Here is a 20,423-nt window from a genome sequence, read left to right on the forward strand (position 1 = left end):
CGCACTTAGTAGTGAGGTGGTGGCGTCTCTTCGGAAGGGTGTGCCATTTGCGAGGGTTGTACGGTGCGAAACTTGTCGATCAGGAGACGCATTTGCTCGCGATATTTTCCCATCTCACGCTGTAGATCGATCACCGTCTGGTTGAGATCCTCAATGGTGATCTCCTGGAAGGCAATCCGACTTTCCAGCTGTTCCAGACGGGCCTCCAGTTCACTCAGGCCATGGGACGATGATTCCATAAGAAATTCCTCTATTTTTAGATTATTGCATTGGCGATATTTCTTTATTACAGCGGATGGCGCGGCTATCCGAGAGGTATGGTAGCGCGAATCGACCTGTGCTGCGTAGCCGTTAGCGTCGAAGATCCTCCGCTGGAAACTTTTTTACGCAATCCTGGTCTGAATTTACATTGTTTGCTCGCTTTGCGATTGTTTTCTGGTAAGCGTGGCGACTATAGTAACTCAGGACATATCCCTAACTGTGCTCATCGTGATTTAAGGCAAGTGCCTTAATTTTGGAGAAATGGATGAAATCTTTTTTTAAAGTTACCGCGCTAGCCACGACGATGGCTCTGGCGCTGAATGCCTCGGCATTTGCAGCGGACGCAGCCAAGGCTGATACGGCCGCTCCGGCTGCCGCAGCCAGCAGCAAGTTCAAAAATGACGATCAGCAGGCGGCCTATGCACTGGGGGCTTCTCTGGGGCGTTATATGGATAACTCTCTGAAGGAGCAGGAGAAGCTGGGGATTAAACTGGATAAAGATCAGTTGATTGCCGGTGTTCAAGACGCTTTCGCAGGCAAGAGCAAGCTGAGCGATCAAGAGATCGAGCAGACGTTGCAGTCGTTCGAGAACCGCGTGAAGAGCACTGCACAGGCGAAGATGGAGCAGGAAGCAAAAGAAAATGCTGAAGCGGGTCAGAAGTTCCGTACCGCTTTTGCTAAAGAGAAGGGCGTGAAGACCACGGCCAGCGGGTTGATGTATCTGGTCGAGAAAGAAGGCTCAGGCCCGACACCGACGGATAGCGACACCGTGGTGGTGAACTATAAGGGTTCGCTGATCAATGGTACCGAGTTCGATAACTCCTACACGCGCGGCGAGCCGCTCTCCTTCCGTCTGGATGGGGTGATCCCGGGGTGGACTGAAGGCCTGAAGCACATCAAGAAAGGCGGCAAGATCAAGCTGGTTATCCCACCGGATCTGGCTTACGGCAAGACCGGTGTCCCGGGGATCCCGGCTAACTCTACGCTGGTGTTCCAAGTCGAACTGCTGGACGTGAAGCCGGCAGCAAAGGCTGATGCTGCACCGAGCGCAGCGGAGAAAGCCGCTACCGGTAACGAAAAAAGCGCGAAATAAGTCGTTTTTTCACACATGCAACCCCCTGATGGCTTTGCCCTCAGGGGGTTTTTCTTGCCTGTTGGCTAGCCGAACGAGTGAAAAAGACATTTACCTTGGTGTCATCAAGGATTTAAATAGATGGAGTTTGCTAATATTTTTTAAGAATTACTGTATTTTTTCTGGGCCAGTCAGGGATGGGCGAGTCTGGTTCGTGGATGGGAGTAGTTAATGTCAAATACGCTTGTTACGGCTGATATCAGTGAGCTGGATCTATTAGATGAACGCCCCTTTACCCCGCTGGATCAGGCGATCCTAAAATCGTATGAGGCGGTGGTGGATGGTTTGGCCATGCTGATCGGCCCGCATTGTGAGATCGTCCTGCATTCCCTGGAGGATCTAAAGTGCTCGGCGGTACGTATCGCTAATGGCGAGCATACGGGGCGAAAAATCGGCTCTCCGATTACCGATTTGGCATTGCGGATGTTGCACGATATGGCCGGTGAAGACAGCAGTGTCTCCCGTGCGTATTTCACCCGCGCCAAGAGTGGCGATCTGATGAAGTCGGTCACTATTGCTATCCGCAATCGTGAGCAGCGAGTGATCGGCCTGCTGTGCATCAACATGAATCTGGATGTGCCTTTCTCTCAGATAATGGAGACCTTTATTCCGAAAGCAACGCAGGAGGTCTCTTCGGCGGTGAACTTCGCTTCCTCGGTCGATGAACTGGTGGCGCAGACATTGGAGTACACCATCGAAGAGGTTAACGCCGATCGGACGGTCTCGAACAATGCGAAAAATCGCCAGATCGTGTTTAACCTACATGAAAAGGGAATTTTCGATATTAAGGATGCCATCAATCAGGTGGCGGACCGTCTGAATATTTCGAAACATACGGTCTATCTCTATATCCGCCAGTTTAAGAACGGCGACGTGCAGGGTAACTAAGCGATGTTGCGTTATGCTCTGGTAGTGAATGGCGCACCCTATGGCACCCAGGCGGCTAGTAGTGCCTATCAGTTCGCGTGTGCACTGCTGGCAGCGGGGCATGTGCTGGACAGCATCTTCTTTTATCGTGAAGGGGTGCTGAATGCCAATCAGCTGACGCAGCCCGCTGGCGATGAGTTCGATTTGGTGCGTGCCTGGCAAGCATTGGCGCAGCAGCATGATGTCACGCTTAATGTCTGTGTCGCGGCGGCGTTGCGTCGTGGCGTGTCGGCGGGTGAGGGGGCGGCGGTGGGGAATCTGCAGCCTGGCTTCGCCTTGAGCGGCCTCGGTGCGCTGGCCGAGGCGATGTTGACCTGTGATCGCGTCATGCAGTTTTAGGAGGGCGGAGTAACAAGATGAGAAGGTTAGCCTTTGTTTTTACCCATGCCCCCCATACGACGAGTGCGGGCCGCGAAGGGCTGGATGCCTTGTTAGCCGCCTCCGCGTTTAGCGACGATATTGCGGTGTTTTTTATCGGTGATGGGGTCTTCCAATTGCTGCCTGAGCAACGTCCCGATGCGATCTTGGCGCGTGATTATATCGCCACCTTTGGCGTGATGAGCCTCTATGATATCGAGCAAATCTATCTGTGTGCCGAGTCGTTGGCGCAGCGCGGCTTAGATGCCACGATCCCTTGGGTCGTTCCTGCCGCGGCCTTATCGGCGGATGATCTACGCACGCATCTCGATGCGTGTGACACGATCCTGACCTTTTAATCCAGGAGACTACGCTTATGTTACATACTCTGAGCCGCTCTCCGCAGGGCGGGGCCGATCTGGCGACATTGAGCGCCTTGGTCCGTCCCGGGGATGCGCTGGTCTTATTGCAGGATGGTGTACTGTGTGCGCTTGATGGGACGGCGGCGTTGGCAACCTTACGCGCCTTGCCGGTAACGCTGCATTTGCTGCAGGCCGACGTTCAGGCGCGTGGGTTGGCGGCATACCTCGCCCCGGAGAGTGTGTTGATCGACTATACGCAGTTCGTCGCCCTGAGCGCCGCGCATCCTCGTCAGATGGCGTGGTAAGCGAGCTTATCCTGCTCGCGTGCAGCGAATATCTTGTATATTTCTTGACACCCTCCCGCCTCAGCCATAAAATTCTGCGTCCCCATATTTTGCCATTGGTCTATCCAGTGAGCAGTATGGGGCGATTTATTACGTGTTTACGAAAAGCAAAAACCAGGAGCTTTTGATGGCAACTATCAACCAGCTGGTTCGCAAGCCACGCGCTAAGAAAGTTGAGAAAAGCAACGTTCCCGCGCTGGAAGCCTGCCCGCAGAAACGTGGTGTATGTACCCGTGTATATACCACCACTCCGAAAAAACCGAACTCCGCACTGCGTAAAGTATGCCGTGTTCGTCTGACCAACGGTTTTGAAGTGACTTCCTACATCGGTGGTGAAGGTCACAACCTGCAGGAGCACTCCGTGATCCTGATCCGTGGTGGTCGTGTTAAAGACCTGCCGGGTGTGCGTTATCACACCGTGCGCGGTGCTCTTGACTGCTCCGGTGTTAAAGACCGTAAGCAGGCGCGTTCTAAGTACGGCGTTAAGCGTCCTAAGGCTTAATGGTTCTCCGTTAAGTAAGGCCAAACGTTTTAACTTTAATGTCAAAATAAACTCGTAGAGTTTTGGACAATCCTGAATTCACAACGGAGTATTTCCATGCCACGTCGTCGCGTAATTGGTCAGCGTAAAATTCTGCCGGATCCGAAGTTCGGATCAGAACTGCTGGCTAAATTTGTTAACATCCTGATGGTAGATGGTAAAAAATCTACTGCAGAATCAATCGTATACAGCGCGCTGGAGACCCTGGCTCAGCGCTCTGGCAAAACTGAACTGGAAGCTTTCGAGATCGCTCTCGAAAACGTGCGCCCGACCGTCGAAGTTAAGTCTCGTCGCGTTGGTGGCTCCACCTACCAGGTTCCGGTTGAAGTTCGTCCGGTCCGTCGTAATGCCCTGGCAATGCGTTGGATCGTAGAAGCTGCTCGTAAACGCGGTGATAAATCCATGGCTCTGCGTCTGGCGAACGAACTTTCTGACGCTGCAGAAAACAAAGGCACTGCAGTTAAGAAACGTGAAGACGTTCACCGTATGGCAGAAGCCAACAAGGCGTTCGCTCACTACCGTTGGTAATATCATCGGTATGTTAGTCACCAAGCGGGCGCTTAAGCTTAAGCCGCCCGCTTTGGGTAACTTAACTTGAACGCCCTAGGATATAGAGGAATCAAATGGCTCGTACAACACCCATTTCGCGTTACCGTAACATCGGTATCAGCGCTCACATCGACGCCGGTAAGACCACTACTACCGAACGTATCCTGTTCTACACCGGTGTAAACCATAAGATCGGTGAAGTTCATGATGGTGCTGCCACCATGGACTGGATGGAGCAGGAGCAGGAGCGTGGTATCACCATTACCTCCGCTGCGACCACCGCTTTCTGGTCTGGCATGGCCAAACAGTTTGAGCCGCACCGTATCAACATCATCGATACCCCGGGGCACGTTGACTTCACCATCGAAGTAGAACGTTCCATGCGTGTACTGGATGGTGCGGTCATGGTTTACTGCGCCGTTGGTGGTGTTCAGCCGCAGTCTGAAACCGTATGGCGTCAGGCCAACAAGTATCATGTTCCGCGCATCGCGTTCGTTAACAAAATGGACCGCATGGGTGCGAACTTCCTGAAAGTTGTTAACCAGATCAAAACCCGTCTGGGTGCTAACCCGGTTCCGTTGCAGCTGGCAATCGGTGCTGAAGAAGCCTTCACCGGTGTTGTTGACCTGGTTAAAATGAAAGCCATCAACTGGAACGAAGCCGATCAGGGCGTGACCTTCACCTATGAAGACATCCCGGCTGACATGGTTGAACTGGCTAACGAATGGCACCAGTTCCTGGTTGAGTCCGCAGCCGAAGCGTCTGAAGAGCTGATGGACAAGTACCTGGGCGGTGAAACGCTGTCTGAAGAAGAGATCAAACATGCTCTGCGTCAGCGCGTACTGAACAACGAAATCATCCTGGTTACCTGTGGCTCCGCGTTCAAGAACAAGGGCGTACAGGCAATGCTGGATGCTGTCATCGAGTACCTGCCGTCACCGACCGATGTTCCGGCGATCAAAGGTATCCTGGACGACGGTAAAGATACCCCGGCTGAGCGTCACTCTGACGACAACGAGCCGTTCGCGGCGCTGGCGTTCAAAATCGCCACCGACCCGTTCGTGGGTAACCTGACCTTCTTCCGCGTATACTCCGGTGTGGTTAACTCTGGTGATACCGTACTGAACTCCGTGAAGTCTGCACGTGAGCGTTTCGGCCGTATCGTTCAGATGCACGCCAACAAGCGTGAAGAGATCAAAGAAGTTCGCGCGGGTGACATCGCCGCGGCAATCGGTCTGAAGGACGTCACCACCGGTGATACCCTGTGTGATCCGAACGCGCCGATCATCCTGGAGCGTATGGAATTCCCTGAGCCGGTAATCTCCATCGCTGTTGAGCCGAAAACCAAGGCTGACCAGGAGAAAATGGGCCTGGCACTGGGCCGTCTGGCTAAGGAAGACCCGTCTTTCCGCGTACGCACTGACGAAGAATCCAACCAGACCATCATCTCCGGTATGGGTGAATTGCACCTGGAAATCATCGTTGACCGTATGAAGCGCGAGTTCAACGTTGAAGCCAACGTCGGTAAACCGCAGGTTGCCTACCGTGAAACCATCCGTGAGACTGTCAAGGATGTGGAAGGTAAGCACGCCAAACAGTCTGGTGGTCGCGGTCAGTACGGCCATGTCGTTATCGACATGTTCCCGCTGGAGCCGGGTGGCGAAGGTTACACCTTCACCAACGACATCAAGGGCGGCGTAATCCCGGGTGAATACATCCCGGCGGTTGACAAAGGTATCCAGGAGCAGCTGAAGTCTGGTCCGATGGCCGGTTATCCGGTAGTTGACCTGGGCGTGCGTCTGCACTTCGGTTCTTACCACGACGTTGACTCCTCTGAACTGGCGTTCAAACTGGCTGCCTCTATCGCGTTTAAAGAAGCCTTCAAACGCGCTAAGCCGGTTCTGCTTGAGCCGATCATGAAGGTTGAAGTAGAGACTCCGGAAGATTACATGGGCGACGTTATCGGTGACTTGAACCGTCGTCGCGGCATGATCGAAGGTATGGAAGATACTGCGACTGGCAAGACTGTTCGTGCGCAGGTTCCGTTGTCTGAAATGTTTGGTTATGCTACTGACCTGCGTTCTCAGACCCAGGGCCGTGCTTCATACTCCATGGAGTTCCTGAAGTATGCTGAAGCACCGACTAACGTCGCTCAGGCCGTTATTGAAGCACGTGGCAAATAAGCCTCTGCTTTAAACATATTGATCCCGCGCCCTCTCCTTAGGTGAGGGCGCAAGATAAGGAATATAACCGTGTCTAAAGAAAAATTTGAACGTTCTAAACCGCACGTTAACGTCGGTACTATCGGCCACGTTGACCACGGTAAAACTACCCTGACCGCTGCTATCACCACCGTACTGGCTAAGACCTACGGCGGTAGCGCTCGCGCATTCGACCAGATCGATAACGCGCCGGAAGAAAAGGCTCGTGGTATCACCATCAACACCTCTCACGTTGAATACGACACCCCGACCCGTCACTACGCTCACGTAGACTGCCCGGGGCACGCCGACTACGTTAAGAACATGATCACCGGTGCGGCGCAGATGGACGGCGCGATCCTGGTTGTTGCTGCGACTGACGGCCCGATGCCGCAGACCCGTGAGCACATCCTGCTGGGTCGCCAGGTAGGCGTTCCGTACATCATCGTGTTCCTGAACAAGTGCGACATGGTTGATGACGAAGAGCTGCTGGAACTGGTTGAGATGGAAGTTCGCGAACTGCTGTCTCAGTACGACTTCCCGGGCGACGACACGCCGGTAATCCGCGGTTCTGCGCTGAAAGCGCTGGAAGGCGAAGCCGAGTGGGAAGCGAAGATCATCGAACTGGCTGAAACTCTGGACTCCTACATCCCGGAACCTGAGCGTGACATCGACAAGCCGTTCCTGCTGCCGATCGAAGACGTATTCTCTATCTCTGGCCGTGGTACCGTTGTTACCGGTCGTGTAGAGCGCGGTATCATCAAGGTAGGCGACGAAGTTGAAATCGTTGGTATCAAGCCGACCACCAAGACCACCTGTACTGGCGTTGAAATGTTCCGCAAACTGCTGGACGAAGGCCGTGCTGGTGAGAACGTTGGTGTTCTGCTGCGTGGTACTAAGCGTGACGAAATCGAACGTGGTCAGGTACTGGCTAAGCCGGGCACCATCACTCCGCACACCAAGTTCGAATCTGAAGTGTACATCCTGAGCAAGGATGAAGGCGGCCGTCATACTCCGTTCTTCAAAGGCTACCGTCCGCAGTTCTACTTCCGTACTACTGACGTGACTGGTACCATCGAACTGCCGGAAGGCGTAGAGATGGTAATGCCGGGCGACAACATCAAGATGGTTGTTACCCTGATCCACCCGATCGCCATGGACGACGGTCTGCGCTTCGCAATCCGCGAAGGCGGCCGTACCGTTGGTGCGGGCGTTGTTGCTAAAGTTATCGAGTAATCGATAGTCAGGCAATGACACGAGAAAGGGCGCTATGGCGCCCTTTTTCATGGTGAGATGCGCCGCTAACGCTGGTTATTTTGCATCCGGCCTTGCTTCCTGGCCAGATCTAAGTATAATGCGCGGGCTTGCCTAATATTGGCAGCCTGATTTCGATCAGCGGCGGTATCTTCCGCCAAACAATACTCCCGATATGGGAGTTATGAAATGAACGATTACACTCCCCCGTCAATCGAAATGGGTGCGAGGAGTAATTTTCTACGTTTATAAAATAATTGGAGCTCTGGTCTCATGCAGAACCAAAGAATCCGTATCCGCCTGAAAGCATTTGATCATCGTCTGATCGATCAATCAACCGCGGAAATCGTCGAGACTGCTAAGCGCACTGGTGCGCAAGTCCGTGGTCCGATCCCGCTGCCGACCCGCAAAGAGCGCTTTACCGTTCTGATCTCCCCGCACGTCAACAAAGACGCGCGTGATCAGTACGAAATCCGCACTCACAAGCGTCTGGTTGACATCGTTGAGCCAACCGAGAAAACCGTTGATGCTCTGATGCGTCTGGATCTGGCTGCCGGTGTAGACGTGCAGATCAGCCTGGGTTAATCAGGACATTGAGCGATTGAGAGGTTGAAACAATGATTGGTTTAGTCGGGAAAAAAGTGGGTATGACCCGCATCTTCACTGAAGATGGCGTTTCTATCCCTGTAACCGTTATCGAAATCGAAGCAAACCGCGTTACTCAGGTCAAAGATCTGGACAACGACGGCTACCGCGCCATCCAGGTTACCACTGGTAGCAAGAAAGCTAACCGTGTAACCAAACCGGAAGCGGGTCACTTCGCGAAAGCTGGCGTTGAAGCTGGCCGCGTTCTGCGTGAATTCCGTCTGTCTGAAGGTGAAGAGTTCACCATCGGCCAGAACATCTCCGTAGAAATCTTCGCTGACGTTAAAAAAGTAGACGTTACCGGTATCTCCAAAGGTAAAGGTTTCGCCGGCACTGTTAAGCGCTGGAACTTCCGTACTCAGGACGCTACCCATGGTAACTCCCTGTCTCACCGCGTTCCGGGTTCTATCGGTCAGAACCAGACTCCGGGCAAAGTGTTCAAGGGTAAGAAAATGGCAGGTCACCTGGGCAACGAGCGTGTAACCGTTCAGAGCCTGGACGTAGTACGTGTTGACGCTGAGCGCAACCTGCTGCTGGTTAAAGGTGCAGTCCCGGGTGCGACCGGTGGCGACCTGATCGTTAAACCGGCTGTGAAGGCGTGAGGAGATAGCAATGGAATTAGTATTGAAAGACGCGCAAAGCGCGCTGACTGTTTCCGAAACTACCTTCGGTCGTGATTTCAACGAAGCGCTGGTTCACCAGGTTGTTGTGGCTTATGCAGCCGGTGCCCGTCAGGGTACTCGTGCTCAGAAGACCCGTGCTGAAGTTACTGGCTCCGGTAAAAAACCGTGGCGTCAGAAAGGCACCGGCCGTGCGCGTTCTGGTTCTATCAAGAGCCCGATCTGGCGTTCTGGTGGTGTGAGCTTCGCTGCACGTCCGCAGGATCACAGTCAAAAAGTTAACAAAAAGATGTACCGCGGCGCGCTGAAAAGCATCCTGTCCGAACTGGTACGTCAAGATCGTCTGATCGTCGTCGAGAAGTTCTCTGTTGAAGCACCGAAAACCAAGCTGCTGGCACAGAAACTGAAAGAGATGGCGCTGGATGATGTGCTGATTGTAACCAGCGAAGTCGACGAGAACCTGTTCCTGGCCGCTCGCAACCTGTACAAGGTTGACGTACGCGACGTAGCAGGCATCGACCCGGTTAGCCTGATCGCCTTCGACAAAGTGGTTATGACTGCTGACGCTGTTAAGCAAGTTGAGGAGATGCTGGCATGATCCGTGAAGAACGTCTGCTGAAAGTACTGCGCGCGCCGCACGTTTCTGAAAAAGCGTCTATGGCGATGGAAAAGAACAACACCATCGTTCTCAAAGTTGCTACTGATGCAACCAAAGCAGAAATCAAAGCCGCAGTTAAGAAACTGTTCGAAGTTGAAGTTGACACCGTTCGCACCCTGGTTGTTAAAGGGAAAGTGAAGCGTCACGGTCAGCGTATCGGTCGTCGTAGCGACTGGAAAAAAGCTTACGTCACCCTGAAAGAAGGCCAGAATCTGGACTTCATCGGCGGCGCAGAGTAAGTCGGAGGAGTAGCGAACAATGGCAATTGTTAAATGTAAACCGACATCTCCGGGTCGTCGCCACGTTGTTAAAGTGGTTAACCCTGAGCTGCACAAGGGCAAACCTTTCGCCCCGCTGCTGGAAAAAAACAGCAAGAGCGGTGGTCGTAACAACAACGGCCGCATCACCACTCGTCACATCGGTGGTGGTCACAAGCAGCAGTATCGTCTGATTGACTTCAAACGCAATAAAGACGGTATCCCGGCTGTAGTTGAGCGTCTGGAGTACGATCCGAACCGTTCCGCGAACATCGCGCTGGTTCTGTACAAAGATGGCGAACGCCGTTACATCCTGGCACCGAAAGGCCTGAAAGCTGGCGATCAGATTCAATCTGGCGTCGACGCTGCGATCAAGGCGGGTAACACCCTGCCGATGCGCAACATCCCGGTTGGTTCTACCGTTCATAACGTAGAAATGAAGCCGGGTAAAGGCGGCCAGCTGGCTCGTTCCGCTGGTGCTTACGTTCAGATCGTTGCGCGTGAAGGTGCTTATGTCACCCTGCGTCTGCGTTCTGGCGAAATGCGCAAAATCCCGGCTGACTGCCGCGCCACTCTGGGCGAAGTCGGTAACGCTGAGCATATGCTGCGCGTTCTGGGTAAAGCAGGTGCTGCACGCTGGCGTGGTGTTCGTCCGACCGTTCGCGGTACGGCGATGAACCCGGTAGACCATCCGCACGGTGGTGGTGAAGGTCGTAACTTTGGTAAGCACCCGGTAACTCCGTGGGGCGTTCAGACCAAAGGTAAGAAGACCCGCAGCAATAAGCGTACTGATAAATTCATCGTACGTCGCCGTAGTAAAAAATAATTAGAGGATAAACCATGCCACGTTCTCTCAAGAAAGGTCCTTTTATTGACCTGCACTTGCTGAAGAAGGTAGAGAAAGCGGTGGAAAGCGGAGACAAAAAGCCACTTAAGACTTGGTCCCGTCGTTCAACGGTCTTTCCAAACATGATCGGTTTGACCATCGCTGTCCATAATGGTCGTCAGCACGTACCGGTATTTGTCGTCGACGAAATGGTCGGCCACAAGCTGGGTGAGTTCGCGCCGACTCGTACTTATCGCGGCCATGCGGCTGATAAAAAAGCCAAAAAGAAATAAGGTAGGAGGAAGAGATGGAAACTATTGCCAAGCATTGCCATGCTCGCTCTTCTGCTCAGAAGGTTCGCCTGGTGGCTGACCTGATCCGCGGTAAGAAAGTGTCACAGGCTCTGGAAATTCTGACCTACACCAACAAGAAAGCGGCTGTACTGGTCAAGAAGGTTCTGGAATCTGCCATTGCTAACGCAGAACACAACGATGGCGCTGACATCGATGATCTGAAAGTATCCAAGATCTTCGTCGACGAAGGCCCGACCATGAAGCGCATCATGCCGCGTGCAAAAGGTCGCGCTGATCGTATCCTGAAGCGCACCAGCCACATTACTGTGGTTGTGTCCGATCGCTGAGACTCTGGAGACTAGCAATGGGTCAGAAAGTACATCCTAATGGTATTCGCCTGGGTATTGTGAAGCCTTGGAACTCTACCTGGTATGCGAATACGAAAGAATTCGCTGACAACCTGGACAGCGACTTTAAAGTTCGTCAGTTCCTGAACAAAGAGCTGGAAAAAGCGTCCGTTTCTCGCATCGTGATCGAGCGTCCGGCGAAGAGCATCCGTGTGACCATTCACACCGCTCGCCCGGGTATCGTTATCGGTAAGAAAGGCGAAGACGTAGAAAAACTGCGCAAGGGCGTTGCAGAAATTGCAGGCGTACCGGCACAGATCAACATCGCCGAAGTGCGTAAACCGGAACTGGACGCCAAACTGGTGGCTGACAGCATCACTTCTCAGCTGGAACGTCGCGTTATGTTCCGTCGTGCTATGAAGCGTGCTGTACAGAACGCTATGCGTCTGGGCGCTAAAGGTATTAAAGTTGAAGTCAGCGGCCGCCTGGGCGGTGCTGAGATCGCGCGTACCGAATGGTACCGTGAAGGTCGTGTACCGTTGCACACGCTGCGTGCGGACATCGACTACAACACCTCTGAAGCGCACACCACTTATGGTGTAATCGGCGTTAAGGTATGGATCTTCAAAGGTGAGATCCTGGGTGGTATGGCTGCTGTTGAACAACCGGAAAAACCGGCTGCTCAGCCTAAGAAGCAGCAGCGTAAAGGCCGCAAGTAAGGAGAGTCGCTGATGTTACAACCTAAGCGTACAAAATTCCGTAAAGTGCATAAAGGCCGTAACCGCGGTCTGGCGCAGGGTACGGATGTTAGCTTCGGCACTTTCGGTCTGAAAGCTGTTGGCCGTGGCCGTTTGACTGCCCGCCAAATCGAAGCAGCGCGTCGTGCAATGACTCGTGCTGTTAAGCGTCAGGGTAAAATCTGGATTCGCGTGTTCCCGGACAAGCCGATCACTGAGAAACCGCTGGCCGTTCGTATGGGTAAAGGTAAAGGTAACGTTGAGTACTGGGTAGCCCTGATTCAGCCGGGTAAAGTCCTGTACGAGATGGACGGTGTGCCTGAAGAGCTGGCCCGTGAGGCCTTCAAACTGGCAGCAGCGAAACTGCCTATCAAAACCACCTTTGTAACTAAGACGGTGATGTAATGAAAGCAAACGAGCTGCGTGAGAAGAGTGTTGAAGAGCTGAACACCGAGCTGCTGAACTTGCTGCGCGAAGAGTTTAATCTGCGCATGCAGGCAGCAGGCGGCCAGCTGCAACAGTCTCACCTGTTGAAGCAAGTGCGTCGTAATATCGCACGTGTTAAGACTTTACTGAACGAGAAGGCGGGTGCGTAATGACCGATAAAATCCGTACTCTGCAAGGTCGTGTTGTTAGCGACAAAATGGAGAAATCCATTGTTGTTGCTATCGAGCGCATGGTGAAGCACCCGATCTACGGTAAATTCATCAAACGTACGACCAAACTGCACGTACATGACGAGAACAACGAATGCGGTATCGGTGACGTGGTTGAAATCCGCGAATGCCGTCCGCTGTCCAAGACCAAATCCTGGACGCTGGTTCGCGTTGTAGAGAAAGCTGTACTGTAATACAGTACACTGTCTCAGCAATGATAAACGGCTCAGATTTTGAGCCGTTTATTTTTTCTACCCATATTTTGGAAGCGGTGTTATAATGCTGCGCCCTCAATCATGGGGATTTTTAACGGCCCAACTGGGTCTCGAAGTAGTAGTTGACATTAGCGGAGCACTGAAATGATCCAAGAACAGACTATGCTGAACGTCGCCGATAACTCCGGCGCGCGTCGCGTAATGTGTATCAAGGTTCTGGGTGGCTCGCACCGTCGCTACGCAGGCATCGGCGACATCATCAAGATCACCATCAAGGAAGCAATTCCGCGTGGTAAGGTCAAAAAAGGCGATGTGCTGAAGGCGGTAGTGGTGCGCACCAAGAAGGGTGTTCGTCGCCCTGACGGATCTGTCGTTCGCTTTGACGGCAATGCTTGTGTACTGTTGAACAACAACAGTGAGCAGCCGATCGGTACGCGTATTTTTGGGCCGGTGACTCGTGAACTGCGTTCTGAAAAGTTCATGAAAATCATCTCTCTGGCACCAGAAGTACTCTAAGGAGCGAATCCATGGCAGCGAAAATCCGTCGTGATGACGAAGTAATCGTGCTGACCGGCAAAGATAAAGGTAAGCGCGGTAAAGTAAAAAACGTCCTGTCTTCTGGTAAAGTTGTCGTTGAAGGCATCAACCTGGTTAAGAAACATCAGAAGCCGGTTCCGGCCCTGAACCAACCGGGTGGCATCGTTGAAAAAGAAGCCGCAATTCAGGTTTCCAACGTTGCAATCTTCAATGCGGCGACCGGTAAAGCGGACCGTGTAGGCTTTCGGTTTGAAGACGGCAAAAAAGTCCGTTTCTTCAAGTCCAATGGCGAAACTATCAAGTAATTTGGAGTAGTACGATGGCGAAACTGCATGATTACTACAAAGACGAAGTAGTTAAAAAACTCATGACTGAGTTTAACTACAATTCTGTCATGCAAGTCCCTCGGGTCGAGAAGATCACCCTGAACATGGGTGTTGGTGAAGCGATCGCTGACAAGAAACTGCTGGATAACGCAGCAGCTGACCTGGCAGCAATCTCCGGTCAAAAACCGTTGATCACCAAAGCACGCAAATCAGTTGCAGGCTTCAAAATCCGTCAGGGCTATCCGATCGGCTGTAAAGTAACTCTGCGTGGCGAACGCATGTGGGAGTTCTTTGAGCGTCTGATCTCTATTGCTGTACCGCGTATCCGTGACTTCCGTGGCTTGTCTGCGAAGTCTTTCGACGGCCGTGGTAACTACAGCATGGGCGTACGTGAGCAGATCATCTTCCCAGAAATCGACTATGACAAAGTCGATCGCGTTCGTGGTTTGGATATCACCATTACCACTACTGCGAAATCTGACGAAGAAGGCCGTGCGCTGCTGACTGCTTTTAACTTCCCGTTCCGCAAGTAAGGTAGGGTTACTAATGGCTAAGCAATCCATGAAAGCACGCGAAGTCAAGCGCGTGAAGTTAGCTGAAAAGTTCTTTGCCAAACGCGCTGAACTGAAGGCTATCATTTCTGATGTCAACGCTTCCGACGAAGATCGTTGGAATGCGGTTCTTAAGCTGCAGACTCTGCCGCGTGATTCCAGCCCGAGCCGTCAGCGTAATCGCTGCCGCCAAACTGGCCGTCCGCACGCTTTCCTGCGTAAGTTCGGGTTGAGCCGTATCAAGGTCCGTGAAGCCGCTATGCGCGGTGAAATCCCGGGTCTGAAAAAGGCTAGCTGGTAATTGTCACCAATTGAATCACGGGAGTAAAGACAGATGAGCATGCAAGATCCGATCGCGGATATGCTGACCCGTATCCGTAACGGTCAGGCCGCGAACAAAGTTGCGGTCACCATGCCTTCCTCCAAGCTGAAAGTGGCAATTGCCAACGTGCTGAAGGAAGAAGGTTTTATTGAAGATTTCAAAATCGAAGGCGACGCCAAGCCTGTTCTGGAACTGGTACTGAAGTACTTCCAGGGCAAGCCGGTAGTAGAAAGCATTCAGCGTATCAGCCGCCCTGGTCTGCGCATCTATAAGAAAAAAGATGAGCTGCCGAAAGTTATGGCCGGTCTGGGTATCGCAGTTGTTTCTACCTCTAAAGGTGTCATGACTGATCGTGCTGCCCGCCAAGCTGGCCTGGGTGGCGAGATTATCTGCTACGTAGCGTAATCGGAGGAAAGAATGTCTCGTGTTGCAAAAGCACCCGTCGTCATTCCTGCCGGCGTAGAGGTAAAACTCAACGGTCAGGTTATTTCGATCAAGGGTAAAAACGGCGAGCTGACTCGTACTATCAACGACGCTGTTGAAATTAAGCATGCTGATAACGCACTGACCTTTGGTCCGCGTGAAGGCTTCGTGGACGGTTGGGCCCAGGCGGGTACCGCTCGTGCACTGCTGAACTCAATGGTTATCGGTGTTACCGAAGGCTTCACTAAGAAGCTGCAGCTGGTAGGTGTTGGTTATCGTGCAGCGATTAAAGGCAACGTGGTGAATCTGGCCCTGGGCTTCTCTCACCCGGTTGATCATGAGCTGCCGGCAGGCATCACTGCTGAATGCCCGACTCAGACTGAAATCGTGCTGAAAGGCGCTGATAAGCAGCTGATCGGTCAGGTTGCAGCGGATCTGCGCGCTTACCGTCGTCCTGAGCCTTACAAAGGCAAAGGTGTCCGTTACGCCGACGAAGTCGTGCGTACCAAAGAGGCTAAGAAGAAGTAAGGTAACACTATGGATAAGAAATCTGCTCGTATCCGTCGTGCGACCCGCGCACGCCGCAAGCTCAAAGAGCTGGGTGCAACTCGCCTGGTGGTACATCGTACCCCGCGTCACATCTACGCACAGGTTATTGCCCCGAATGGATCTGAAGTCCTGGTTGCCGCTTCTACCGTAGAAAAAGCAATCAGTGAACAACTGAAATACACTGGGAACAAAGAAGCCGCAGCAGCTGTAGGTAAAGCTATCGCTGAACGCGCGCTGGAAAAAGGCATCAAGGACGTGTCCTTCGATCGCTCTGGTTTCCAATATCATGGTCGTGTCCAGGCACTGGCAGATGCTGCCCGTGAAGCTGGCCTTCAGTTCTAAGGTAGAGGTGTAAGATGTCGCACATCGAAAAACAAGCTGGCGAACTGCAGGAAAAGCTGATCGCGGTAAATCGCGTATCTAAGACTGTTAAGGGTGGCCGTATTTTTAGCTTCACCGCACTGACTGTAGTGGGTGATGGCAACGGTCGCGTCGGTTTTGGTTACGGCAAAGCCCGTGAAGTCCCGGCAGCGATCCAGAAAGCGATGGAGAAAGCCCGTCGCAACATGATCAACGTCGCGCTGAACAGCGGCACCCTGCAGCACCCGGTTAAGGGCGCTCACACGGGTTCTCGTGTGTTCATGCAGCCGGCTTCTGAAGGTACCGGTATCATCGCCGGTGGTGCAATGCGCGCCGTCCTGGAAGTCGCTGGAGTTCGTAACGTTCTGGCTAAAGCATATGGTTCCACCAACCCGATTAACGTGGTTCGTGCAACTATCGACGGTCTGGAAAGTATGAAATCTCCGGAAATGGTCGCTGCCAAGCGTGGTAAATCCGTTGAAGAAATTCTGGGGTAATAGACCATGGCAAAGACTATCAAAATTACTCAAACCCGCAGTGCGATCGGCCGTTTGCCGAAACACAAGGCAACGCTGCTTGGCCTGGGTCTGCGTCGCATCGGTCACACCGTAGAGCGTGAGGATACTCCTGCCGTTCGTGGTATGATCAACGCGGTTTCCTACATGGTTAAAGTTGAGGAGTAACAGATGCGTTTGAATACTCTGTCTCCGGCCGAAGGCTCCAAGCACGCTTCCAAGCGTCTGGGTCGTGGTATCGGTTCTGGCCTGGGTAAAACCGGTGGCCGTGGTCACAAAGGTCAGAAATCTCGTTCTGGCGGTGGCGTACGTCGCGGGTTCGAAGGTGGCCAGATGCCGCTGTACCGTCGTCTGCCGAAGTTCGGCTTCACCTCTCGCAAAGCGATGGTGACTGCTGAAATTCGTCTGTCTGAGATCGCACTGATCGAAGGCGACGTTATCGACCTGAACGTGCTGAAAGCGGCTAACGTGATTGGCCCGCAGATCGAATTCGCCAAAGTTATGCTGTCTGGCGAAATCAATCGTGCAGTAACCCTGCGCGGTCTGCGTGTGTCCAAAGGCGCTCGTGCTGCGATTGAAGCTGCTGGCGGTAAAATCGAGGAATAAGTAGCAGATGGCTAAACAACCGGGATTAGATTTTCAAAGTGCCAAAGGTGGACTGGGCGAACTCAAGCGCAGACTGTTGTTTGTTATTGGGGCGCTGATTGTTTTCCGCATTGGCTCTTTTATTCCGATCCCTGGTATTGATGCCGCTGTACTTGCCAAACTGCTTGAGCAACAGCAGGGCACCATCATCGACATGTTTAACATGTTTTCCGGTGGTGCTCTGAGCCGTGCTTCTATCTTTGCGTTGGGGATCATGCCGTATATCTCGGCGTCGATCATCATCCAGCTGCTGACGGTGGTTCACCCCACCCTGGCAGAGATTAAGAAAGAAGGGGAGGCTGGCCGTCGTAAGATTAGTCAGTACACCCGTTACGGTACACTGGTGCTGGCCATATTTCAGTCGATCGGTATCGCTACCGGTCTGCCGAATATGCCTGGGATGCAAGGCCTGGTAATTAATCCGGGCTTTGCTTTCTACTTCACTGCGGTAGTGAGCTTGGTCACCGGGACAATGTTCCTGATGTGGTTGGGCGAACAGATTACTGAACGTGGTATCGGCAACGGTATCTCGATCATTATCTTCGCAGGGATTGTGGCGGGTCTTCCGCCGGCGATTGGCCATACTATCGAGCAAGCGCGGCAGGGCGACCTGCACTTCCTTCTGTTGCTGTTGGTTGCAGTGTTAGTATTCGCAGTAACCTTCTTCGTTGTTTTCGTGGAGCGTGGTCAGCGTCGTATCGTCGTTAACTATGCCAAGCGTCAGCAAGGTCGTCGTGTTTACGCAGCACAGAGCACACATTTGCCGTTGAAAGTGAATATGGCAGGGGTTATCCCGGCAATCTTCGCTTCCAGCATCATTCTGTTCCCGGCCACGATTGCATCTTGGTTTGGGGGCGGTACAGGTTGGAACTGGCTGACTACAATTTCGCTGTATTTGCAGCCTGGGCAACCGCTTTATGTGTTACTCTATGCGTCTGCAATCATCTTCTTCTGTTTCTTCTACACGGCGTTGGTCTTCAACCCGCGTGAAACAGCGGATAACCTGAAGAAGTCCGGTGCATTTGTACCAGGAATTCGTCCGGGAGAGCAAACGGCGAAGTACATCGATAAGGTAATGACCCGTCTGACTCTGGTTGGTGCGCTGTACATTACATTTATCTGCCTGATCCCGGAGTTCATGCGTGATGCGATGAAAGTACCGTTCTATTTCGGTGGTACCTCACTACTCATCGTAGTAGTCGTCATCATGGACTTTATGGCTCAAGTGCAAACTCTGATGATGTCTAGTCAGTACGAGTCTGCATTGAAGAAAGCGAACCTGAAAGGCTATAACCGCTAATCCAGGTGAGTTTGAGAAGTTACGGAGAGTAAAATGAAAGTTCGTGCTTCCGTCAAGAAATTATGCCGTAACTGCAAAATCGTTAAGCGCAACGGTGTTGTGCGAGTGATTTGCAGCGTAGAACCGAAGCATAAGCAGCGTCAAGGCTGATTATCTCGCATATTTTTCTTGCAAAGTTGGGTTGAGCTGGCTAGATTAGCCAGCCAATCTTTTGTTTGTTGCAACGGCGCCATTTGAGTATCCTGAAAACGGGCTTTTCAGAGTGGTGCCGTCGTATATTAATCTAGGAGTGCATAGTGGCCCGTATAGCAGGCATTAACATTCCTGATCAGAAACATACCGTAATCGCGCTGACCGCGATCTTCGGTATCGGTAAAACCCGTTCTCAGGCCATCTGCGCCGCTACGGGCATTGCCGAAAATGTTAAGATCAGTGAGCTGTCTGAAGAGCAAATCGAGAAGCTGCGTGACGAAGTCGCCAAATACAGTGTAGAAGGCGATCTGCGTCGTGAGATTACCCTGAGCATCAAGCGTCTGATGGATCTTGGTAGCTATCGTGGTTTACGCCATCGTCGTGGTCTGCCGGTTCGCGGTCAGCGTACTAAGACCAACGCACGTACCCGTAAGGGCCCGCGTAAACCGATCAAGAAATAGTCGGGGTGATTGAACAATGGCAAAAGCACCAATTCGTGCACGCAAGCGCGTAAGAAAGCAAGTATCTGACGGTGTGGCTCACATCCATGCTTCTTTCAACAACACCATCGTTACCATTACTGATCGTCAGGGTAACGCACTGGGTTGGGCAACAGCCGGTGGTTCCGGTTTCCGTGGTTCTCGTAAATCTACTCCGTTTGCCGCTCAGGTTGCAGCAGAGCGCTGCGCTGACGCTGTAAAAGAGTACGGTATCAAGAATCTGGAAGTTATGGTCAAAGGACCGGGTCCGGGTCGCGAATCTACCATCCGCGCTCTGAACGCGGCCGGTTTCCGCATCACGAACATCACTGATGTGACTCCGATCCCTCATAACGGTTGTCGTCCGCCGAAGAAACGTCGCGTATAACGTCGTTTCTCGGATAGTTGGAGAAAGAAAATGGCAAGATATTTGGGTCCTAAGCTCAAGCTGAGCCGTCGTGAGGGCACCGACCTGTTCCTGAAGTCAGGTGTTCGCGCGATCGATTCCAAGTGTAAAATTGAACAGGCACCTGGCCAGCACGGTGCGCGCAAGCCGCGTCTGTCTGACTACGGTGTTCAGTTGCGTGAGAAGCAAAAAGTTCGTCGTATCTACGGCGTCCTGGAGCGTCAGTTCCGTAACTACTACAAAGAAGCAGCACGTCTGAAAGGCAACACCGGTGAAAACCTGTTGGCTCTGCTGGAAGGTCGTCTGGACAACGTTGTTTACCGTATGGGCTTCGGTGCGACTCGCGCAGAAGCACGTCAGCTGGTTAGCCACAAGGCTATCGTAGTAAACGGTCGCGTTGTTAACATCGCTTCTTATCAGGTATCTCCGAATGACGTAGTCAGCGTCCGTGAGAAAGCGAAGAAGCAGTCTCGCGTTAAAGCCGCTCTGGAGCTGGCTGAGCAGCGTGAAAAGCCGACTTGGCTGGAAGTTGATGCTGCTAAAATGGAAGGTGTGTTCAAGCGTCAGCCTGAGCGTTCCGACCTGTCTGCGGACATTAACGAACACCTGATCGTCGAGCTTTACTCCAAGTAAAGC

Annotated in this window: 36 protein-coding genes; 35 read left to right on the forward strand and 1 reads right to left on the reverse strand. The window is 52.7% G+C overall.

The window, feature by feature from the left end; genetic code table 11:
• Nucleotides 1-5: 5 nt before the first annotated feature.
• Nucleotides 6-239: a SlyX family protein gene (locus tag DCL27_RS01370; RefSeq protein WP_005290423.1), complete on the reverse strand. Its 234-nt coding sequence runs from the start codon at nt 237-239 to the stop codon at nt 6-8.
• Nucleotides 240-526: 287 nt separating this feature from the next.
• On the opposite strand from DCL27_RS01370, the gene fkpA reads away from it, so the two are divergent.
• From fkpA to rpsD, 35 genes are all read left to right on the forward strand, one after another.
• Nucleotides 527-1,354, forward strand: a complete 828-nt coding sequence (gene fkpA, locus DCL27_RS01375) for an FKBP-type peptidyl-prolyl cis-trans isomerase (RefSeq protein WP_035600188.1) — start codon at nt 527-529, stop codon at nt 1,352-1,354.
• A 210-nt stretch (nt 1,355-1,564) separates the two neighbouring features.
• Nucleotides 1,565-2,281, forward strand: coding sequence for a helix-turn-helix transcriptional regulator (locus DCL27_RS01380; RefSeq protein ID WP_005290420.1), 717 nt, complete (start codon nt 1,565-1,567; stop codon nt 2,279-2,281).
• 3 nt (nt 2,282-2,284) lie between these two features.
• Nucleotides 2,285-2,659 (forward strand): sulfurtransferase complex subunit TusD, encoded by a 375-nt coding sequence (tusD, locus tag DCL27_RS01385; protein ID WP_005290418.1) that lies wholly within the window; start codon nt 2,285-2,287, stop codon nt 2,657-2,659.
• 17 nt (nt 2,660-2,676) lie between these two features.
• Nucleotides 2,677-3,036, forward strand: a complete 360-nt coding sequence (tusC, locus tag DCL27_RS01390) for a sulfurtransferase complex subunit TusC (RefSeq protein WP_035600186.1) — start codon at nt 2,677-2,679, stop codon at nt 3,034-3,036.
• A gap of 17 nt (nt 3,037-3,053) precedes the next feature.
• Nucleotides 3,054-3,344, forward strand: coding sequence for a sulfurtransferase complex subunit TusB (gene tusB, locus DCL27_RS01395; RefSeq protein WP_005290414.1), 291 nt, complete (start codon nt 3,054-3,056; stop codon nt 3,342-3,344).
• Nucleotides 3,345-3,510: 166 nt separating this feature from the next.
• On the forward strand, nt 3,511-3,885 hold the full coding sequence (rpsL, locus tag DCL27_RS01400) for a 30S ribosomal protein S12 (protein WP_005297501.1): 375 nt from the start codon (nt 3,511-3,513) through the stop codon (nt 3,883-3,885).
• Nucleotides 3,886-3,981: 96 nt separating this feature from the next.
• Nucleotides 3,982-4,452 (forward strand): 30S ribosomal protein S7, encoded by a 471-nt coding sequence (rpsG, locus tag DCL27_RS01405; RefSeq protein WP_005290410.1) that lies wholly within the window; start codon nt 3,982-3,984, stop codon nt 4,450-4,452.
• A 95-nt stretch (nt 4,453-4,547) separates the two neighbouring features.
• Entirely contained in the window at nt 4,548-6,656 is a 2,109-nt protein-coding gene (gene fusA, locus DCL27_RS01410) for an elongation factor G (RefSeq protein ID WP_005290408.1), read from the forward strand.
• A gap of 69 nt (nt 6,657-6,725) precedes the next feature.
• Nucleotides 6,726-7,910, forward strand: coding sequence for an elongation factor Tu (gene tuf / locus DCL27_RS01415; RefSeq protein WP_024522593.1), 1,185 nt, complete (start codon nt 6,726-6,728; stop codon nt 7,908-7,910).
• 291 nt (nt 7,911-8,201) lie between these two features.
• Nucleotides 8,202-8,513 (forward strand): 30S ribosomal protein S10, encoded by a 312-nt coding sequence (gene rpsJ, locus DCL27_RS01420; protein ID WP_001181005.1) that lies wholly within the window; start codon nt 8,202-8,204, stop codon nt 8,511-8,513.
• A gap of 32 nt (nt 8,514-8,545) precedes the next feature.
• Nucleotides 8,546-9,175 carry a 50S ribosomal protein L3 gene (gene rplC / locus DCL27_RS01425; protein ID WP_005290401.1) on the forward strand — a complete coding sequence of 210 codons (630 nt, stop codon included), beginning with the start codon at nt 8,546-8,548 and terminating at the stop codon, nt 9,173-9,175.
• A 10-nt stretch (nt 9,176-9,185) separates the two neighbouring features.
• Nucleotides 9,186-9,791, forward strand: a complete 606-nt coding sequence (rplD, locus tag DCL27_RS01430) for a 50S ribosomal protein L4 (protein ID WP_005290399.1) — start codon at nt 9,186-9,188, stop codon at nt 9,789-9,791.
• The gene (rplW, locus tag DCL27_RS01435; protein ID WP_005290397.1) at nt 9,788-10,090 is read left to right on the forward strand and encodes a 50S ribosomal protein L23; all 303 of its coding nucleotides are present in this window, start codon (nt 9,788-9,790) and stop codon (nt 10,088-10,090) included. The genes rplD and rplW overlap by 4 nt, the downstream gene beginning before the upstream one ends.
• Nucleotides 10,091-10,109: 19 nt before the next feature.
• Nucleotides 10,110-10,934 (forward strand): 50S ribosomal protein L2, encoded by an 825-nt coding sequence (gene rplB / locus DCL27_RS01440; RefSeq protein WP_005297575.1) that lies wholly within the window; start codon nt 10,110-10,112, stop codon nt 10,932-10,934.
• Nucleotides 10,935-10,948: 14 nt separating this feature from the next.
• On the forward strand, nt 10,949-11,227 hold the full coding sequence (gene rpsS, locus DCL27_RS01445) for a 30S ribosomal protein S19 (RefSeq protein WP_005290393.1): 279 nt from the start codon (nt 10,949-10,951) through the stop codon (nt 11,225-11,227).
• A 14-nt stretch (nt 11,228-11,241) separates the two neighbouring features.
• Entirely contained in the window at nt 11,242-11,574 is a 333-nt protein-coding gene (gene rplV / locus DCL27_RS01450; RefSeq protein WP_005290391.1) for a 50S ribosomal protein L22, read from the forward strand.
• A gap of 17 nt (nt 11,575-11,591) precedes the next feature.
• On the forward strand, nt 11,592-12,293 hold the full coding sequence (rpsC, locus tag DCL27_RS01455; protein WP_005290389.1) for a 30S ribosomal protein S3: 702 nt from the start codon (nt 11,592-11,594) through the stop codon (nt 12,291-12,293).
• Nucleotides 12,294-12,305: 12 nt separating this feature from the next.
• A complete protein-coding gene (gene rplP, locus DCL27_RS01460) occupies nt 12,306-12,716 on the forward strand; it encodes a 50S ribosomal protein L16 (protein WP_005290387.1) in 411 nt (136 codons plus the stop codon).
• On the forward strand, nt 12,716-12,907 hold the full coding sequence (gene rpmC / locus DCL27_RS01465) for a 50S ribosomal protein L29 (RefSeq protein ID WP_005290385.1): 192 nt from the start codon (nt 12,716-12,718) through the stop codon (nt 12,905-12,907). Before rplP ends, rpmC begins: the two co-directional genes overlap by 1 nt.
• On the forward strand, nt 12,907-13,161 hold the full coding sequence (rpsQ, locus tag DCL27_RS01470; protein WP_005290382.1) for a 30S ribosomal protein S17: 255 nt from the start codon (nt 12,907-12,909) through the stop codon (nt 13,159-13,161). The genes rpmC and rpsQ overlap by 1 nt, the downstream gene beginning before the upstream one ends.
• Nucleotides 13,162-13,326: 165 nt before the next feature.
• On the forward strand, nt 13,327-13,698 hold the full coding sequence (rplN, locus tag DCL27_RS01475; protein ID WP_005290380.1) for a 50S ribosomal protein L14: 372 nt from the start codon (nt 13,327-13,329) through the stop codon (nt 13,696-13,698).
• A gap of 11 nt (nt 13,699-13,709) precedes the next feature.
• Nucleotides 13,710-14,024 (forward strand): 50S ribosomal protein L24, encoded by a 315-nt coding sequence (rplX, locus tag DCL27_RS01480; protein ID WP_005290378.1) that lies wholly within the window; start codon nt 13,710-13,712, stop codon nt 14,022-14,024.
• 14 nt (nt 14,025-14,038) lie between these two features.
• Entirely contained in the window at nt 14,039-14,578 is a 540-nt protein-coding gene (rplE, locus tag DCL27_RS01485; protein ID WP_005290377.1) for a 50S ribosomal protein L5, read from the forward strand.
• Between the two features lie 13 nt (nt 14,579-14,591).
• Nucleotides 14,592-14,897, forward strand: coding sequence for a 30S ribosomal protein S14 (gene rpsN / locus DCL27_RS01490; RefSeq protein ID WP_005290375.1), 306 nt, complete (start codon nt 14,592-14,594; stop codon nt 14,895-14,897).
• 33 nt (nt 14,898-14,930) lie between these two features.
• Nucleotides 14,931-15,323, forward strand: a complete 393-nt coding sequence (gene rpsH / locus DCL27_RS01495) for a 30S ribosomal protein S8 (RefSeq protein WP_005290373.1) — start codon at nt 14,931-14,933, stop codon at nt 15,321-15,323.
• Between the two features lie 12 nt (nt 15,324-15,335).
• Nucleotides 15,336-15,869, forward strand: a complete 534-nt coding sequence (rplF, locus tag DCL27_RS01500; protein ID WP_005290371.1) for a 50S ribosomal protein L6 — start codon at nt 15,336-15,338, stop codon at nt 15,867-15,869.
• Between the two features lie 9 nt (nt 15,870-15,878).
• A complete protein-coding gene (gene rplR, locus DCL27_RS01505) occupies nt 15,879-16,232 on the forward strand; it encodes a 50S ribosomal protein L18 (RefSeq protein ID WP_005290368.1) in 354 nt (117 codons plus the stop codon).
• A gap of 14 nt (nt 16,233-16,246) precedes the next feature.
• Nucleotides 16,247-16,747 (forward strand): 30S ribosomal protein S5, encoded by a 501-nt coding sequence (gene rpsE / locus DCL27_RS01510; RefSeq protein ID WP_005290366.1) that lies wholly within the window; start codon nt 16,247-16,249, stop codon nt 16,745-16,747.
• 6 nt (nt 16,748-16,753) lie between these two features.
• Nucleotides 16,754-16,933, forward strand: a complete 180-nt coding sequence (gene rpmD / locus DCL27_RS01515; RefSeq protein ID WP_005290362.1) for a 50S ribosomal protein L30 — start codon at nt 16,754-16,756, stop codon at nt 16,931-16,933.
• 3 nt (nt 16,934-16,936) lie between these two features.
• The gene (gene rplO, locus DCL27_RS01520; RefSeq protein WP_005290360.1) at nt 16,937-17,371 is read left to right on the forward strand and encodes a 50S ribosomal protein L15; all 435 of its coding nucleotides are present in this window, start codon (nt 16,937-16,939) and stop codon (nt 17,369-17,371) included.
• A 7-nt stretch (nt 17,372-17,378) separates the two neighbouring features.
• Entirely contained in the window at nt 17,379-18,710 is a 1,332-nt protein-coding gene (secY, locus tag DCL27_RS01525) for a preprotein translocase subunit SecY (RefSeq protein ID WP_005290357.1), read from the forward strand.
• A 33-nt stretch (nt 18,711-18,743) separates the two neighbouring features.
• A complete protein-coding gene (gene rpmJ / locus DCL27_RS01530) occupies nt 18,744-18,860 on the forward strand; it encodes a 50S ribosomal protein L36 (RefSeq protein ID WP_008815462.1) in 117 nt (38 codons plus the stop codon).
• A 146-nt stretch (nt 18,861-19,006) separates the two neighbouring features.
• Nucleotides 19,007-19,363 carry a 30S ribosomal protein S13 gene (gene rpsM / locus DCL27_RS01535; RefSeq protein WP_005297560.1) on the forward strand — a complete coding sequence of 119 codons (357 nt, stop codon included), beginning with the start codon at nt 19,007-19,009 and terminating at the stop codon, nt 19,361-19,363.
• 16 nt (nt 19,364-19,379) lie between these two features.
• The gene (rpsK, locus tag DCL27_RS01540; protein ID WP_001029684.1) at nt 19,380-19,769 is read left to right on the forward strand and encodes a 30S ribosomal protein S11; all 390 of its coding nucleotides are present in this window, start codon (nt 19,380-19,382) and stop codon (nt 19,767-19,769) included.
• Nucleotides 19,770-19,799: 30 nt separating this feature from the next.
• Nucleotides 19,800-20,420 carry a 30S ribosomal protein S4 gene (gene rpsD, locus DCL27_RS01545; RefSeq protein ID WP_005290355.1) on the forward strand — a complete coding sequence of 207 codons (621 nt, stop codon included), beginning with the start codon at nt 19,800-19,802 and terminating at the stop codon, nt 20,418-20,420.
• Nucleotides 20,421-20,423 lie beyond the last annotated feature (3 nt).

The sequence above is a fragment of the Edwardsiella tarda ATCC 15947 = NBRC 105688 genome (assembly GCF_003113495.2).
Taxonomy (GTDB): Bacteria; Pseudomonadota; Gammaproteobacteria; order Enterobacterales; family Enterobacteriaceae; genus Edwardsiella; species Edwardsiella tarda.